This window comes from Acutalibacter sp. JLR.KK004, assembly GCF_036941085.1.
Classification (GTDB): Bacteria; Bacillota; Clostridia; order Oscillospirales; family Acutalibacteraceae; genus Acutalibacter.
In genome coordinates this window covers 266,355-280,310 of the sequence record NZ_JAYMNQ010000003.1, presented here as the reverse complement: position 1 = coordinate 280,310, position 13,956 = coordinate 266,355, and the positions used below count along the sequence as shown (strand labels likewise).

Below are 13,956 nucleotides of genomic sequence, written 5' to 3'. Positions count from 1 at the left end.
CTACGCCCACAGGGGCAACCGTGTGGAATGTGTCCAGACCGACAACGGTTCCGAATTTCCAGAGTCTGTCTTAAAATTCCGAAAAACGGTCTTTTTGTCCAGTGACAAACGGTTTCTGTGTTAAAAATCCTCGACAAGGCGAAAACATTCCGTAAACGGAATGTTCGGCCTTTCTAAACGCATGTATGCGTTTGCGGTTCTTCGTCTTGAAACCGCCCGTTTTGGACAAAAAGATGGTATTTGCCATTTTTCAAACAAGCCCTAATCGTTTCTCCAAGAGCAAACGGGATATCCTGACCCTTTTTGAGAAAACCGCCCTTGATCTTGGTATCCATCACAAGCTCATTCGCCCTCACACGCCCAGGCATAATGGCAAAGTGGAGCGCAGCCACCGGGAGGGCCAGAAACGCTTTTATCCTGTCCACTCTTTCTTCTCTCTGGCTGACTTTGAGAAACAGCTTGCTGCCCATAACCACAGTTCCAACAACTTACCGACGCCTCCCCTCGCCTGGCTTTCTCCTCTGGAATTCCTTGTCCAGTTTGTTTGACAATCCTACAAAAATTTACACAGCCCAGGGGCGGGAAGGTTGAGAAAGCCAGGGAGACGTGCTATAATAGAATATTATATACATACGAACTCTATTTAAAAAAGGAGGAACCCCGGTGGAGGACAAGCAAAAGACCCAACTATTTGAAAGTATGCCGGTGCCCAAGGCTGTGATAACCCTGGCAATCCCTACGGTGCTCAGTTCCCTGGTTATGGTGCTGTACAACCTGGCGGATACATACTTTGTAGGCATTTTAAACGATCCCATTCAAAACGCGGCTGTAACACTGGCAGGGCCTGTGCTGCTGGCCTTTAACGCGGTGAATAACCTTTTCGGCGTTGGCTCCTCCAGCATGATGAGCCGCGCCCTGGGGGCCAAGGACTTCGACACAGTACGGCGAAGCTCTGCCTTTGGGTTTTATCTGGCTCTGTTTTCCGGCATCCTCTTTTCCCTGCTGGTGGGAGTGTTCCAGCACCCCCTTTTAGGGCTGCTGGGCACCAACGGTGAGACTTATGACGCCACCCAGGAGTACATGCTGTGGACGGTTATCTGCGGCGCGGCCCCTGCCATTTTAAACGTGGTGATGGCCTACCTGGTGCGGGCAGAGGGGGAGTCCCTTCACGCCAGCATCGGCACCATGAGCGGCTGCATCCTCAACATCCTGCTGGATCCCGTTTTCATCCTGCCCTGGGGCTTTAATATGGGGGCGGCTGGGGCTGGCCTTGCCACCTTCCTTTCCAACTGCGCGGCCTGCCTCTATTTCTTTGTGCTGCTGTTTCACAAGCGGGGCAAAACCTATGTGTGCGTCAACCCCAAAATGCTGTGCTTCCGCCGCTCACTGGTGCTGGGGGTGTGCGGGGTAGGGGTGCCCGCCTCTATCCAGAACCTTTTAAACGTGACAGGCATGACGATTTTAAACAACTTTGCCTCTGTTTATGGCTCTGACGCGGTAGCGGCCATGGGCATTTCCCACAAGGTGCAGATGATTCCCATGCAGATAGCCATGGGGGTTTCCCAAGGCATTATGCCCCTTATCAGCTATAATTTTGCCAGCGGCAACACGCCCCGCATGAAAAAAACCTTCTTATTTACCGCCAGAGTTTCCCTTTCCTTCCTGGTTCTGGCTACAGCGGGCTTCTGCCTGTGGTCGGGGGAAATCACCTCCCTGTTTATGCAGCAGCAGTCCATCATCGACTATGGCAGGGAGTTTTTGCGGGCCATGTCCCTTTCCCTGCCTTTCCTCAGCATGGACTTCCTGGCAGTGGGAGTGTTCCAGGCCTGCGGCATGGGGTCAAAATCCCTGCTCTTTGCCATCCTGCGGAAAATCGTGCTGGAAATTCCGGCCCTGTTTATTCTGGATTGGCTTTTCCCTCTCTATGGTCTTGCCTGGGCGCAGGCCGCGGCGGAATTTATCCTTTCCATTGCTGCCATTGTGGTGCTGGTCCGGCTTTTTGCCAAGCTGGAAAAGCGGGACAGGCTGCGGGCAGAAAAAGACTAACGCTAAAAGCGGCCCGGAGGAAGCCTCCAGGCCGCTTTCACATATATTCTTTATTTGTTTCCCTTCAGGATGGGGGAAATTTTCTTGTAAATGAGGAAGGTGATGGCCACGCTTAAAAGGCCTTTTATAAAGGTGAAGGGGACGTTAAACCACAGCAGCGCCTGGAACAGGTTTTCCACTGCCGGGTTTATAAGCTGGTACAGGTTGAGGATGGCCTCCATGGGCATGAACACAGCATAGAAGGGGTAGGTGATGTAATAGTTGATAGGCAGGCTTAGAACCGCCATTGCCGCCGCTCCTACAAGGGAGCCTATCAGCGCCCCTTTGCGCCCGTTCAACTTTTTATACAGCAGGCCGGCAGGCAGGACAAAGGCGGCGCCCAGCAGGAAATTGCACAGCTCCCCCACGCAGGAGGTGGTGGTAAACGGCAGGTTCACCAGGTTTTTGATGAAGCACACCGCCACGCCGCTTACCGGGCCTAAGGCGAAAGAGGCGATTAGCGCCGGAAGCTCGGACAAGTCCAGCTTGATGAAGCTGGGCATCAGAGGCACGCTGAAGCTTATGAACATCAGCACTGCCGCCACAGCCCCCATTACGGCGGTGACCGCCAGCTTGCGCACGTCGATTTTTCTTGTGGTTTCCATCGTTCCGATCAGTCCTTTCAAGATTTTTGCAAAAGACCGAAGGCAGGGAAGGCATAAAAAAAGCCCCAACGCGCAAAAAAAGCGGTTCGGGGAAAAGCCGCCCGCAGGCGGCAGGGATTCTATACCCTCTTGTATCTTCTTTCATCCGGACTGTACCGTCGGTACCGGAATTGCACCGGTTCGGCGGGAGCGATTGCCTCCCGTTCGCAGACTGTAAGGATTGCCCTTTTCACTGCCGGTCAGGAATTTCACCTTGCCCCGAAGATCATTTGCTGGTATTATTATAGTATGGCGCACAGGCTTTGTCAAGCGGCTCTGCCCACGCTATTCTGTAAAGTCAATGTCGTACCGGGTACCCTGGGAAAATAGCACCCCTTCTTCCAGCCGCAGGCGGAGGATGCAGGTATTTTCATCGGAAAAATCATTGTGCCCGTTGTGGATCCAGGACGAGAAAGCTTTTTCCAGCTTCCCGGCAATTTCCCGGTTTTCCTCTTTGTGGAAATATCCCAGGTTTTCCCCTTTTCCCTGGGCGGTGAACCAGTCCCCTGCAATGGACACAGCAGGGTTTTCCTTCATCTGCCGCATTTTAGCGGAAAGCCCACAGGTTATCACATAAAAGGATCTATTTTCGTAATAGGCGTTGACATACCGCACATAAGGCCTGCCCTGCCCCTCTGTGGCAAGGGCAATGACGGTATCCTTGCTAAAGCGCTCTGCCATAATGCTTTCTGTTTCCCGGCCCAGCTTTTCCATTTTGCAAAACCACCTTTCTCAATATTTTATAGTATACTTGTTTCTTCTTGCCTTTGCAAGGGATTGTTAAAAGTACCCCAAGGGGATGATAAGAGATGCAAATTTTTCAGAGACAGGAAATACAGGCCCTGGAGCAGGCCGGGGAGAAAACCGGAATTTCCTTTTCCGCCATGATGGAGCAGGCAGGGCAGGCTCTGGCCTGGGAAGCGGAGAAGCGCCTGGGAAACTTACAGGGCAGGCCCATTGCCCTGCTGTGCGGCGCAGGGAACAACGGCGGCGATGGCTTTGTATGCGCCCGGGCGCTGGCGGAAAAGGGGGCGGTTTGCACGGTGCTGCTGGTGCAGGGGGAGCCAAAAGCCCCTTTGTCCCGGAGCGCCTTCCTGGAAATGCCGGAGGCGGTTTCCTGCCTGTGTGCGGAACACCAACCCAGGGAATCGGAGCTGGCTCTGGCAACTGCCTGCTGCGTTATAGACTGCGTGTTCGGCTTTGGCTTCCGGGGGGATCTGGAGGGTGACGCCGCCCGCTTCCTGGCCCTTGCCAACACCCACGACTGCCTGCGCCTTGCCGCCGACCTGCCCAGCGGCGTGGAGTGCGACACAGGCCGGGCCAGCCGGAATACCTTTCAGGCACATGTGACAGTGGCCTTCACCGGGAAAAAGCCTGCCCACTGCTCCTACCCTGGCAAAGCTTTCTGCGGGGAAACAGTGACGGCTTCTGTAGGTATTCCCCCTGCTTTGGCGCACAGGGCGGAAACGGCTTTTTTCCAGCCGGATAGCGGTTTTTTCCAGGAAGCGCTGCCCTCTGTCTCTGCCCAGGCCAATAAAGGGGATTTGGGCAGGCTCCTTCTGGTGTGCGGAAGCTATGGCATGACAGGGGCCTGCATCATGGCGGCCCGGGGGGCTTTGCGCTGCGGGGTGGGATTACTGCACATTGCCATAGATGCCAGGGCCTATCCCATTCTGGCCCTGGCTGTGCCAGAGGCTGTGTTTACGGTTCTGGACTTCTCCGCCTCCGGCTGGGAGGAAAAGCTGGAGGCTGCTCTGGAAAGCTGCTCTGCCTGCGCAATTGGCAGCGGGCTGGGGGAAAGCGCTGGCCTGCTGTGCCCTCTGGTTTTTTCCCATTTTATCCAAGGGGACAAGCCCCTGCTGCTGGACGCGGAGGCCCTGAATTTCTGTGCCCGGCACCCGGGCGCCCCGAAGAAAATCGCAGCGCCGCTGGTCGTAACCCCTCATCCGGGAGAAATGGCCCGTTTGCTGGGGACAAGCATCCCTCAGGTGCAGGTGGATCGCCTTACCGCCGCCCTGGGCTTTGCCCAGGAAACCGGGGCAGTGACTGTACTGAAGGGAGCGGCTACAGTGACGGCTGAAAAAGGGGGACGGGCCGCCATAAACCCCACAGGCAATTGGGGCATGGCAAAGGGTGGCTCTGGGGACGTGCTGGCAGGGAGTATCGGCGCTTTCCTGGCCCAGGGCATTCCGCCTTTCCAAAGCGCTGTGCTGGGGGTTTATCTCCATGGCCTTGCCGGGGATCTCTGCGCAGAGCGCTTCACCCCCCGGGCCATGCTGCCTACAGATCTGCCGGACATGCTGCCGGAAGCTTGGAAAGTACTGTTCCCTTTGTGAAAACGCGGGGCAGCATTATGATAAAAACCACATAAAATTCGGGAGGGATTTTAATGGACAGGAAAAATAAGCTGGCTATACAAAAAGGGGAAACCGCGCTTGGGCTGGAACTTGGTTCTACCCGCATTAAGGCCGTTTTAATCGGGCCTGACCACACGCCGCTTGCCAGCGGCGACTATACCTGGGAAAACCGGCAGGCAGACGGCATATGGACATATCCTCTGGAGGAGGCCTGGGCAGGCATTCAGGAGGCCTACCGGTTGCTGGCCCGGGAGGTATGGGAACAGTATGGGGAAGCTCTGGTTACAGTGGGGGCTATGGGGGTGTCCGCCATGATGCATGGCTACCTTCCCTTTGACCGGGAGGGGCGGCAGCTTGCCGCATTCCGCACCTGGCGCAACACCATCACCGAAAAAGAAGCCGCTGAGCTGACAGATCTTTTTGGCTTTAACATTCCCCAGCGCTGGAGCGCCGCCCATTTATATCGGGCTGTCCGCCTGCAGGAGGCGCATGTCCCCAGCATCGGCTTTCTCACCACCTTGGCGGGATATGTACACTGGCAGTTGACAGGCAGGAAGGTGCTGGGCACTGGAGAGGCCGCCGGCATGTTCCCTTTGAACAGCGCTACAAAGGACTATGACAGCGGGATGCTGGATCAATTTGACAGCCTGACAGAGCCTTACGGGCTTCCCTGGAAAATCCGGGATATCCTGCCTGCCGCCCTGACCGCCGGGGATGACGGCGGCTTCCTGACCCCGGCGGGAGCCAAGCTGCTGGATCCATCCGGCTGCCTGCAGCCCGGCGTGCCCTTCTGTCCGCCGGAGGGGGATGCGGGTACGGGCATGACGGCTACCAACAGCGTTTCTCCCCGGACAGGGAATGTGTCGGCAGGCACATCCATCTTTGCCATGGTGGTGCTGGAAAAGCCCCTTTCCCGGGTGTATCCGGAAATCGACATGGTGACTACCCCCACCGGCAAGCCTGTGGCCATGGTACACTGCAACACCTGCACTTCCGATCTGGACGCCTGGGTAAAGATGTTTGGGGAGCTTCTGGGGGCCTGCGGGGCGAAAATCAGCAAAAGCGATTTATATGCCCTCCTTTACCAGGCAGCCCTTGCGGGGGAACCGGACTGCGGCGGGCTGGTAAACTTTAACTGTTTCTCCGGGGAGCCTGTGATGAAGCTGGAGGCAGGGTGCCCTATGTTACTGCGCCATCCTTTGGCTCCCCTTACCCTGGGGAACTTTGCCCGGGCACAGCTTTACGCCGCCATGGCCCCCCTGCGTATGGGCATGGAGCTTTTGGAGGAAGAGCAGGTGGCGCTGGACAAACTTTACGGGCACGGCGGCCTTTTCAAGGTGCCCGAGGTGGCTCCCCGGCTGATGGCCAGTGCTCTGGATGTGCCTGTCGCTGTGCTGGAAACTGCCGGAGAAGGCGGCCCCTGGGGCATGGCCCTGCTTGCCATGTTCCGGAAAAACCGGGAAAATGGGGAATCCCTGGAGGACTACCTCTCCCACAAGGTGTTTGCCAATTCCCAGGAAAAATGCCAGCTTCCAGACGAGAAAGCGGCTGAGGGGTTTGCTCTTTATCTCAGGCGGTATAAGGCTGCGCTGCCTGCCCAAAAAGCCGGGGCGACAGTGTGGGCGTGAATACTCTGACACTGCGGAAGTTGTGCATAGTACAGTGGAAAGTCTTAAGAACATGAAGCCTGGCAAAACGAAAGAATCCCCCGAGGCGGAAAACCTCGGGGGATTGATAATTTATTTGCTTCCGTTGTTCAGCGGATGGTAGCAAAGCACCTTGCGCTCATCGCTGAGATAAGTCTCCTTGGGCCGTTCCTTCCGGCACTCGTCAGTAGCATAGGGGCAACGGGGGGCAAATTTGCAATACTCAATGGAGAATTCCTTGTCCTCCATGTCAGGCATTACAAGATCTTCCTTCCACTTATCGCCTACGCGGGGAACCGCATTCATCAGCAGCTCTGTGTAAGGATGGGCGGGTTCGTCCATGATTTCCTTGGCAGGGCCATATTCAATCAGGCAGCCGCGGTACAGGGTTGCGATGTAATCGGACACATAATATGCCGTGGACAGGTCATGGGTGATGTAGATAAAGGAAACGTTGTACTTCTCCTTCAGATCCTTGAAGAGGTTTACAATGTTCATCTTCATGGAAGCGTCGATAGCAGCAACAGGTTCGTCAGCGATAATCAGCTTAGGCTGCGTGATCAAAGCGCGGGCGATGGAAACACGCTGCAGCTCGCCGCCGGAGAACTGGGTGGGATACTTGCCCTTGACAACGGCCAGGGACATACCCACGCTCTTCAGGGCCTCGTCTACCTTCTGATCCGCTTCGGCGCGGTTCTTGGCAATGCCAAGGCGCAGGGCGGTATTGTACAGGTAGGAGTCTACCGTCTTTCTGGCAGAGAAAGATTCATAGGGGTTCTGGAAAATGGGCTGCACATCCAAACGGAACTGCTTGGGGTCATAGCCCTTCTTATCCTTATAGGATCTGCCCAGCAGGGTGATATCGCCCATGTCGGGCTGGTGCAGGCGGAGAACCATCTTGCACAGAGTAGACTTTCCGCAGCCGGACTCGCCCACAATGGAGAGGATAACCGGCTTGTCGCTGTCGATGGACAAGGACACGTCGTCAACGGCCACCAGCTTTTTGCCGCGGATCATGCCGCCGATACGGAATATCTTACTGACGTTTTTGATTTCCAGCAATTTTTCAGCCATTACAAGCCCACCTCCTCATTCAGCAAATGGCAGGCGGCAAAGCGCCCGGGTTTGACCTCGCGGAACTTGGGCACTTCGCTGCGGCAGCGGTCTGTTGCCTTAGGGCAGCGGGGCGCGAAACGGCAGCCCGGAGGGGGATTCTTCAGGGCTGGCGGGCGCCCGGGAATGCCCACTTTCTGGCTCTTATCGCCTACGCGGGGCAGGGCCGCAACCAGCATCTGGGTGTAGGGATGGACGGGATCGGAGAAGATCTCTTCCGTGTCGCCCAGTTCGATGACGCTGCCGGAATACATGATAGCCATGCGGTTTGTGATCTGGTAGTGTACGCCCATGTCATGGCTGACGATAACCAGCGTGTTCTTGAACTGCTTCTGCAGGCGCATAAGCATCATCAAAATACCGCGCTGTACAACCACGTCCAGAGCGGTGGTAGGCTCGTCGGCCAGCACCACGTTGGGGGACATGAAGGTGGCAAGGGCGATGATAACGCGCTGCCGCATACCGCCGGACAACTGGAAGGGATAGGACTCCAGCACGTCGGGGGACAGGCTCAAGTCCTCCAGATATTTGGCCACGCGGGCCAGGGTCTGCTCCTCGGTTTCGTTCTTCTTATCCTCATCAGGGATAGAATCGAGGAACTGCTTCTTCAAACGCACGATGGGGTTCAGAACGCTCTGGGCGGCCTGGGGAACATAGGAAATGTTGTTCCACCAGCTCTTGCGGATCTGGCCGGACTCATAAGAGAACTTCTGCCCGTTCTTTTCACCGCTGAGGATTACCTTGCCCTGGTCGATAACCAGAGGGAATTCCACGATATCATAGAGGGTCTTTAAAAGGGTGGTCTTGCCGCAGCCGGACTCGCCCGCGATACCGAAAATTTCGTTTTCCCGAATTTCAAAGTCCAGGTCTTTTATAACATGGACGTCGCCATCAATAGTCTGATAAGAAGCGGACAGATTTTCGACTTTTAGCATATACGTTACCTGCCTCTCTTCATGGATAGATAATCATTGTACCCCGTGATCAACAGGAACAGCCCGATGAACAGGATGACTGTTGCCACAATGGGGGAACCGATCCACAGCCACTGCCGGGTGAAGATCGCGTTGCGCTCTTTGGCCCAGTTGATCATATTGCCCAGGGACAGCAGGTTCGCCGGGGACAGGCCCAGGATAGCCAGGCTGGATTCCTGACCAATGGCGGACAAAACAGCGTTCATAAAGTTAGACAGGGACCAGGTAAGGGCAAAGGGCAGGATTTCGGTGGCAACAATCTGGAAGGTGCCCTCGCCGGAGAACCGGGCGGTGTGGATGAAGTCGCGCTCCTTGATGGTCAAGGCCATGGAACGGATCTGGCGGCTGGGCCACGCCCAAGCGAACATAGCCAGAACCAGGGCCAGCAGGATAACAGTAGAGCTGGAGCTGCCGCGCATCAGGGAGGTCATCAGAATCAGGATGGGCAGAGAAGGGATAACTACGAAGGTATCGGTGATGATGGTGAGGACGCGGTCCAGGGTGCCGCCGGCGAAACCGGCCAGCAGGCCCACGAACACGCCTACCACGGTGCCGATAGCCGCCACGATAAGGCCCATGGACAGGGAGTTATGAATGGCCTCAATCAGGGACCACAGAATGTCCTGGCCCATGCCTGTTGTACCCAGCAGATGCTCAGATGAAACCCCCAGCTTGGCGGGGTATGTATTGAACATGAAAGGATCCGCATGGGGAATGAAATAGACAACAAATCCAATAATGAAGAAGAACGCAGTAATGATGATGCCCGCTCTCAAGCGGAAATTGGCATTTTTCCAAAACTTTTTCATATGCTACGACTCCTCCTTCCTTAAGCGTACCGGATACGGGGATCGATGAACGGGTAAATCAAGTCCACGATCAGCGTTGCGGTGGAAACAGCTACAATAGAGATTGTGATACAGCCCAAGATCATGTTGTAGTCAGAACCCAGGATGGCGCCCTGAATGAGCTGGCCAACGCCGGGATATGTGAAGATGATCTCCGTCATGATGGAGCCGCTGAAAGCGCCGCCCAGGCTCATGGCCAGAGCCGTGATCTGGGTAAGGATGGAGTTGCGCAGCACATAGCTGATGCCTATGGTCTTTTCAGACAGGCCGCGGTACCGGGCGAAGAGCACAAAGTCCTCTTCTGCGGTAGTGCTTGCCAGAGATTTCATAGAGATAATCTGCCAGCCCATGCCTACCAGCAACAGGCCCATGAAGGGCAGGAACGAGCCTCTGGTATAACTGCTGATAAAAGCGCCAAAGCCTTGGTTGGTTACAATGTTAGACTGTAAGGGGAACCATCCCAGCACAAAGGCGAAGACAATCTGGAAAACCAGGGCTACGATAAAGTAGGGGATGGGATAGATGCAGATAGCGATGCTTTCCAGAATCTTGGAAGAACGGGCGTTCTTCCGGAAACCAGCCAGCAGGCCGATGGCATTACCGAAGATCCAAGCCACGATAGTGCCGCTAAGGGACAATACCATAGTATAAGGCAGGTTTCTGCCGATAATGTCATTCACAGGGGTGGGGAAACTGCCCAGAGAGGGGCCAAAGTCAAAATGCAGCAGGCCTCTCCACAGGAAATCAAAATACTGCTGTATAAGGGATCCATCCAGGCCGAACTGTGTGCGCAGGTTTTTGCGCAGCAGTTCCAATTCGACAGGATCCATCTGTCCGGCGCGGGCTGTGATCTGGCCTATCATATTCTCAACAGGGTCAGAAGGGAACATACGGGGGATGAAGAATATGAAGGTAACGCCGATCAGGATTGTGATAGCCCACGAAAAAACTCTCGAAAGTAAAAATTGACGGAATTTCAACAGCTACACTTCCTTACCTCACAAAAGTTGCAGGACTAAGTGAAAACAATTTGGAAATTTATACAGAAAGTATAAGAAAGAGGCGGGAACTACAAATACAGTTCGCCGCCTCCCTCCTAAATTTTCAAAACATGCAATTCAGAAATTTAGCAGCAGCTTATGCTTTTTTAAAAGCTATAGCGTCTAAATTTTAGGCAACAGGGGTGATATAGGGAGTGAAGAACTTGAACACACTCCACCACCACCAGGGGCCGTTGTAGGGATTCTCAGAGGTGGGATACCCAGTCCAGTAAGTCTCGTTGGTGGGGCACAGCTTGACGCCGGAGTGGAAGGGGATGAAGATCATTTCTTCGGTCATGAGCTTGATAAGCTTCATGTTGTCTTCCTTACACTTAGGATCGTCAGGAGACAGGGTAGCAATCTCATGGATAAGGTCGGTAGCTTCCTGGTTGTTCCAGCGGGTGCCCTGGCCGGAGCCGCGCTCGCCCATAGGAACAATCAGATCAGCATCCCAGCCGGAGAACTGAGAGTAGATATCCTCGGTGATGCCGCCGGTGGGCCAGTAGGTAGCCATCTCATAAGCACCGGTGCTACCATCGGTATCCCAGCTTGCGCCGGACTTGGACACCAGGTTGATGTTCAGGCCGAACTCAGTCCACTGGTTGAAAGCAGCTTCGCCGCCGCGCTTCTGCTGAGCCTCGTTGTCATCGTTCAGGTAGGTCAGCTCAATAACGAAGGGCTTGCCGTCAAAGTACCAGCCATCGTCCTTCTTCTCCAGGCCAGCCTTGGTCAGCAGCTTCTCAGCAGCCTCAGGATCATGCTTCCACCAGCCTACACCGAACAGGTCGCGGATGGTTTCGGGATCGTCGGGGATGTCGTGGCCCTGCTGCCGCATGGTTTCAGCAATACGGTTAGGCATGTCGGGATCGAAAGGCTCATAGGTCTTGCCGTTGCCGTCACCCAGGTCAAGGCGAAGCTCATCGGTGGCCCACTTAGCCAGATCGTCATAGTAGTAATCGTGCATGGCCAGGGTGCCGGTCAGCACGGAGAAGGCGGACATACGGCCCATGCCCTGGAACACGTTCTGGGTGATCTTCTCGAAGTCGAGAGCCAGTGCCATGCCCCAGCGGAAGTCGGGGTTGTCATAGGGAGCGCCCTTGCCCATGGAGAAAGCGATGCCCTTGGAGCAGGGGTCATCAGAAGTGGCATAGGGCCAGTCAGGATACCAAGCCTTGATCTTATCGTTCTGGGCGATCATGGCTTCCATCATTTCGGGAGTGCACTCGTTCATGATGTCAACTTGGTTGTTAACCATCATCATCTGCTTGGTGTTGGCATTGCCCAGCACCTTGAACAGAACGTACTTGGCAGCAGGCTCTTTGCCTTCAACTGCGCCAACGTCAGTGGCTTCCCAGTCTTCGCGGCGCTCGTACAGCACCCAGTTGCCCAGGGAGTCATAATCCTTCACAGTGTAGGGAGTGAGGGTGACAGGCTCCGGATCCTGGAACTGGCTGATGTCTTCCTGCTGCTCATAGATGTGCTTGGGCACAACGCGCAGGTCGTTGCCGTAAATGGTAACGCCAAACTTCAGAGCAAGGCGGGGGAACGGCTCGTTGGTGACAATCTTCACAGTGGTGGCGTCAACAGCTTCGATGGACTTGAAGATCTGCTGATAGTAGCCGGAGGTGGTGAGGCCGGGGTTATCCTTCATCTGGTTCATGGTGTAAACCACGTCGTCAGCGGTGAAGTCAACGCCGTCAGACCACTTGAGGCCTTCGCGGATGTGGAAGGTGTGCTCGGTGAAGTCCTCGTTGGACTCAGGGAAATCAGCAGCCAGGTCGCAGAACTGCTCGCCCTTGATGGTGTTCATTTCCCACAGGCTGGCCTTGATGAGCTGATGGATGCCGAAGCCAGTGGAGGTGCCCTGCATGAGGGTGTTGAACTGACCGGGAGTCTTAGAAGTGGACTGCACTTCTACGATCAGGGTCTCGTTACGGGGGGTGCCCACGTCGGTCATTTCACCGGAGGGGGCGGGGGTGTCAGACTTACTTTCTTCCTTGCTTTCAGCTTTGCTTTCGCCAGCGGAAGAAGCGGGTGTGTCGCCACTCTGTGTGGGTGTGCTGGCGCTGCTGTTGTCTCCGCCGCCACATGCGCTAAGCATGCAGGTGAGAACCAAAGCCAGCGCCAGCAGAGCGGCTACTGTCCTTTTTTTCATTTGGTAATGCCTCCTTTTGAAATTGCGGCAGCTTGCGGTGGGCCGGCAATTCTGGCTTTTCCGCGAAAACTTTAATTGGGCTGGCAATTAAGGATGATATTTCTATGGAACCCATAGAAATACGCCAAAGGGGATCCCCTTTGCATTCTGCCTGCCGTTTCCGTTTTAAAGCCCTTTCCGATGCCCTCCCCCGGGCTGCCTCCTCTCGTCCGCCTTTCACGGCGGTGTGTAATGGTTGGGCCTGCGTCTAAGGCCGGCACAGGCCCAAAAGCGCGTGTATAACAGCATTTTACTCTCCAGAAGCAAAATCCGTCATACTTCACCAAAAACAGCCAAAGTGCACGCTGCTTTTTGTGCCAACATTATATCACGCTGGGAAAGCCCTTGTCAACATCTGTTCATGGAATTTTCACATACCCGTCACAGAGGAAAAACCTTCCCTTCACACAGGCCTACGCCTTCTGAAAATGGCTCTGCCATGCGGAAAACAGAAGGTTCCGCTTTAGAAGAACCCAGCTTTCCCAGCCTTTTTCCCTGCAAAATTGTTACAAAACTGTTATCAGATTTTGGCGCTGCTTCTGTTTAGATTCCACAACGAGCGTCCAGATGTCCGCTGCCAGCGGACATCCTGCTGTGAAATTTTCCCCCTCCGCCCCCTCAGCCTTGCAATCCCGCCTGAAATGGAGTACAATACGGGCATACCGTATTACATTAGGAAAAGGGGAAAGGGATATGATTCGTCACATTGTCATGTTCAAATTCAAGGATTCTGCCAACGGGAGATCCAAAGAGGAGAACCTGCGGGAAGCCAAGGCCCGTATGCTGGCCCTGGGAGAGGAGATTCCAGAGTTCACCCGCTTTACTGTAAGCTTCGGGGCAGGGGGGCAGGCGCCTGGGAATTATGACTATATATTAGTATCGGAATTTGACTCCCTGGAACAGCTAACCGCTTACCAGAAGCATCCGGCCCACGTGGCCTTTGGGCAGTTTGTGAAGGAGCTGCGGGAGCCGGAGGGCCGGGCCTGCATCGACTACGAAGTATGACGGCCGGAGAGAGGATTTCCTGCCTGCTTAAGGCAGAAGGCACCCCCCGG

General features: G+C 55.1%; 12 protein-coding genes and 1 riboswitch. Of the genes, 5 read left to right on the top strand and 7 right to left on the bottom strand.

Features of this window, described 5'->3' with window-relative positions; genetic code table 11:
* Positions 1 to 185: 185 nt before the first annotated feature.
* Both VSQ30_RS19095 and VSQ30_RS19090 read left to right on the top strand, forming a co-directional pair.
* The gene (locus VSQ30_RS19095) at positions 186 to 548 is read left to right on the top strand and encodes an integrase core domain-containing protein (RefSeq protein WP_334466591.1); all 363 of its coding nucleotides are present in this window, start codon (positions 186 to 188) and stop codon (positions 546 to 548) included.
* A 115-nt stretch (positions 549 to 663) separates the two neighbouring features.
* Positions 664 to 2,046 (top strand): MATE family efflux transporter, encoded by a 1,383-nt coding sequence (locus tag VSQ30_RS19090; protein WP_334466589.1) that lies wholly within the window; start codon positions 664 to 666, stop codon positions 2,044 to 2,046.
* Positions 2,047 to 2,096: 50 nt separating this feature from the next.
* On the opposite strand, the gene VSQ30_RS19085 is transcribed toward VSQ30_RS19090, so the two are convergent.
* Together VSQ30_RS19085 and VSQ30_RS19080 are read right to left on the bottom strand one after the other, a co-directional pair.
* On the bottom strand, positions 2,097 to 2,690 hold the full coding sequence (locus VSQ30_RS19085) for an ECF transporter S component (RefSeq protein WP_334466588.1): 594 nt from the start codon (positions 2,688 to 2,690) through the stop codon (positions 2,097 to 2,099).
* A gap of 129 nt (positions 2,691 to 2,819) precedes the next feature.
* Positions 2,820 to 2,960: riboswitch (FMN riboswitch) on the bottom strand.
* Between the two features lie 54 nt (positions 2,961 to 3,014).
* The gene (locus VSQ30_RS19080; RefSeq protein ID WP_334466585.1) at positions 3,015 to 3,443 is read right to left on the bottom strand and encodes a pyridoxamine 5'-phosphate oxidase family protein; all 429 of its coding nucleotides are present in this window, start codon (positions 3,441 to 3,443) and stop codon (positions 3,015 to 3,017) included.
* Positions 3,444 to 3,538: 95 nt separating this feature from the next.
* On the opposite strand from VSQ30_RS19080, the gene VSQ30_RS19075 reads away from it, so the two are divergent.
* Together VSQ30_RS19075 and VSQ30_RS19070 are read left to right on the top strand one after the other, a co-directional pair.
* Positions 3,539 to 5,065: an NAD(P)H-hydrate dehydratase gene (locus VSQ30_RS19075; RefSeq protein ID WP_334466583.1), complete on the top strand. Its 1,527-nt coding sequence runs from the start codon at positions 3,539 to 3,541 to the stop codon at positions 5,063 to 5,065.
* Between the two features lie 53 nt (positions 5,066 to 5,118).
* Positions 5,119 to 6,714, top strand: coding sequence for a xylulokinase (locus tag VSQ30_RS19070; RefSeq protein WP_334466581.1), 1,596 nt, complete (start codon positions 5,119 to 5,121; stop codon positions 6,712 to 6,714).
* A gap of 111 nt (positions 6,715 to 6,825) precedes the next feature.
* Here VSQ30_RS19070 and VSQ30_RS19065 read toward each other — a convergent pair whose 3' ends face one another.
* The 5 genes from VSQ30_RS19065 to VSQ30_RS19045 all read right to left on the bottom strand — a co-directional run bounded on the left by VSQ30_RS19065 (position 6,826) and on the right by VSQ30_RS19045 (position 12,862).
* A complete protein-coding gene (locus VSQ30_RS19065) occupies positions 6,826 to 7,806 on the bottom strand; it encodes an ABC transporter ATP-binding protein (RefSeq protein WP_160643315.1) in 981 nt (326 codons plus the stop codon).
* Entirely contained in the window at positions 7,806 to 8,780 is a 975-nt protein-coding gene (locus VSQ30_RS19060; protein WP_160643317.1) for an ABC transporter ATP-binding protein, read from the bottom strand. The genes VSQ30_RS19065 and VSQ30_RS19060 overlap by 1 nt, the downstream gene beginning before the upstream one ends.
* A 5-nt stretch (positions 8,781 to 8,785) precedes the next feature.
* Complete coding sequence (locus VSQ30_RS19055) at positions 8,786 to 9,628, bottom strand: ABC transporter permease (protein ID WP_161880028.1); 843 nt, start codon at positions 9,626 to 9,628, stop codon at positions 8,786 to 8,788.
* Between the two features lie 20 nt (positions 9,629 to 9,648).
* The gene (locus VSQ30_RS19050) at positions 9,649 to 10,647 is read right to left on the bottom strand and encodes an ABC transporter permease (protein ID WP_161880027.1); all 999 of its coding nucleotides are present in this window, start codon (positions 10,645 to 10,647) and stop codon (positions 9,649 to 9,651) included.
* A 190-nt stretch (positions 10,648 to 10,837) separates the two neighbouring features.
* Positions 10,838 to 12,862: an ABC transporter substrate-binding protein gene (locus VSQ30_RS19045; protein ID WP_334466574.1), complete on the bottom strand. Its 2,025-nt coding sequence runs from the start codon at positions 12,860 to 12,862 to the stop codon at positions 10,838 to 10,840.
* A 732-nt stretch (positions 12,863 to 13,594) separates the two neighbouring features.
* Here VSQ30_RS19045 and VSQ30_RS19040 point away from each other — a divergent pair.
* Positions 13,595 to 13,906 carry a Dabb family protein gene (locus VSQ30_RS19040; protein WP_334466571.1) on the top strand — a complete coding sequence of 104 codons (312 nt, stop codon included), beginning with the start codon at positions 13,595 to 13,597 and terminating at the stop codon, positions 13,904 to 13,906.
* The last annotated feature ends 50 nt before the right edge of the window (positions 13,907 to 13,956 follow it).

Coding starts and splice junctions, on each gene's coding strand:
- VSQ30_RS19095 (WP_334466591.1), top strand. CDS start 186: ATGCGTTTGCGGTTCTTCGTCTTGAAACCGCCCGTTTTGGACAAAAAG.
- VSQ30_RS19055 (WP_161880028.1), bottom strand. CDS start 9,628: ATGAAAAAGTTTTGGAAAAATGCCAATTTCCGCTTGAGAGCGGGCATC.
- VSQ30_RS19075 (WP_334466583.1), top strand. CDS start 3,539: ATGCAAATTTTTCAGAGACAGGAAATACAGGCCCTGGAGCAGGCCGGG.
- VSQ30_RS19070 (WP_334466581.1), top strand. CDS start 5,119: ATGGACAGGAAAAATAAGCTGGCTATACAAAAAGGGGAAACCGCGCTT.
- VSQ30_RS19045 (WP_334466574.1), bottom strand. CDS start 12,862: ATGAAAAAAAGGACAGTAGCCGCTCTGCTGGCGCTGGCTTTGGTTCTC.
- VSQ30_RS19060 (WP_160643317.1), bottom strand. CDS start 8,780: ATGCTAAAAGTCGAAAATCTGTCCGCTTCTTATCAGACTATTGATGGC.
- VSQ30_RS19080 (WP_334466585.1), bottom strand. CDS start 3,443: ATGGAAAAGCTGGGCCGGGAAACAGAAAGCATTATGGCAGAGCGCTTT.
- VSQ30_RS19065 (WP_160643315.1), bottom strand. CDS start 7,806: ATGGCTGAAAAATTGCTGGAAATCAAAAACGTCAGTAAGATATTCCGT.
- VSQ30_RS19085 (WP_334466588.1), bottom strand. CDS start 2,690: ATGGAAACCACAAGAAAAATCGACGTGCGCAAGCTGGCGGTCACCGCC.
- VSQ30_RS19040 (WP_334466571.1), top strand. CDS start 13,595: ATGATTCGTCACATTGTCATGTTCAAATTCAAGGATTCTGCCAACGGG.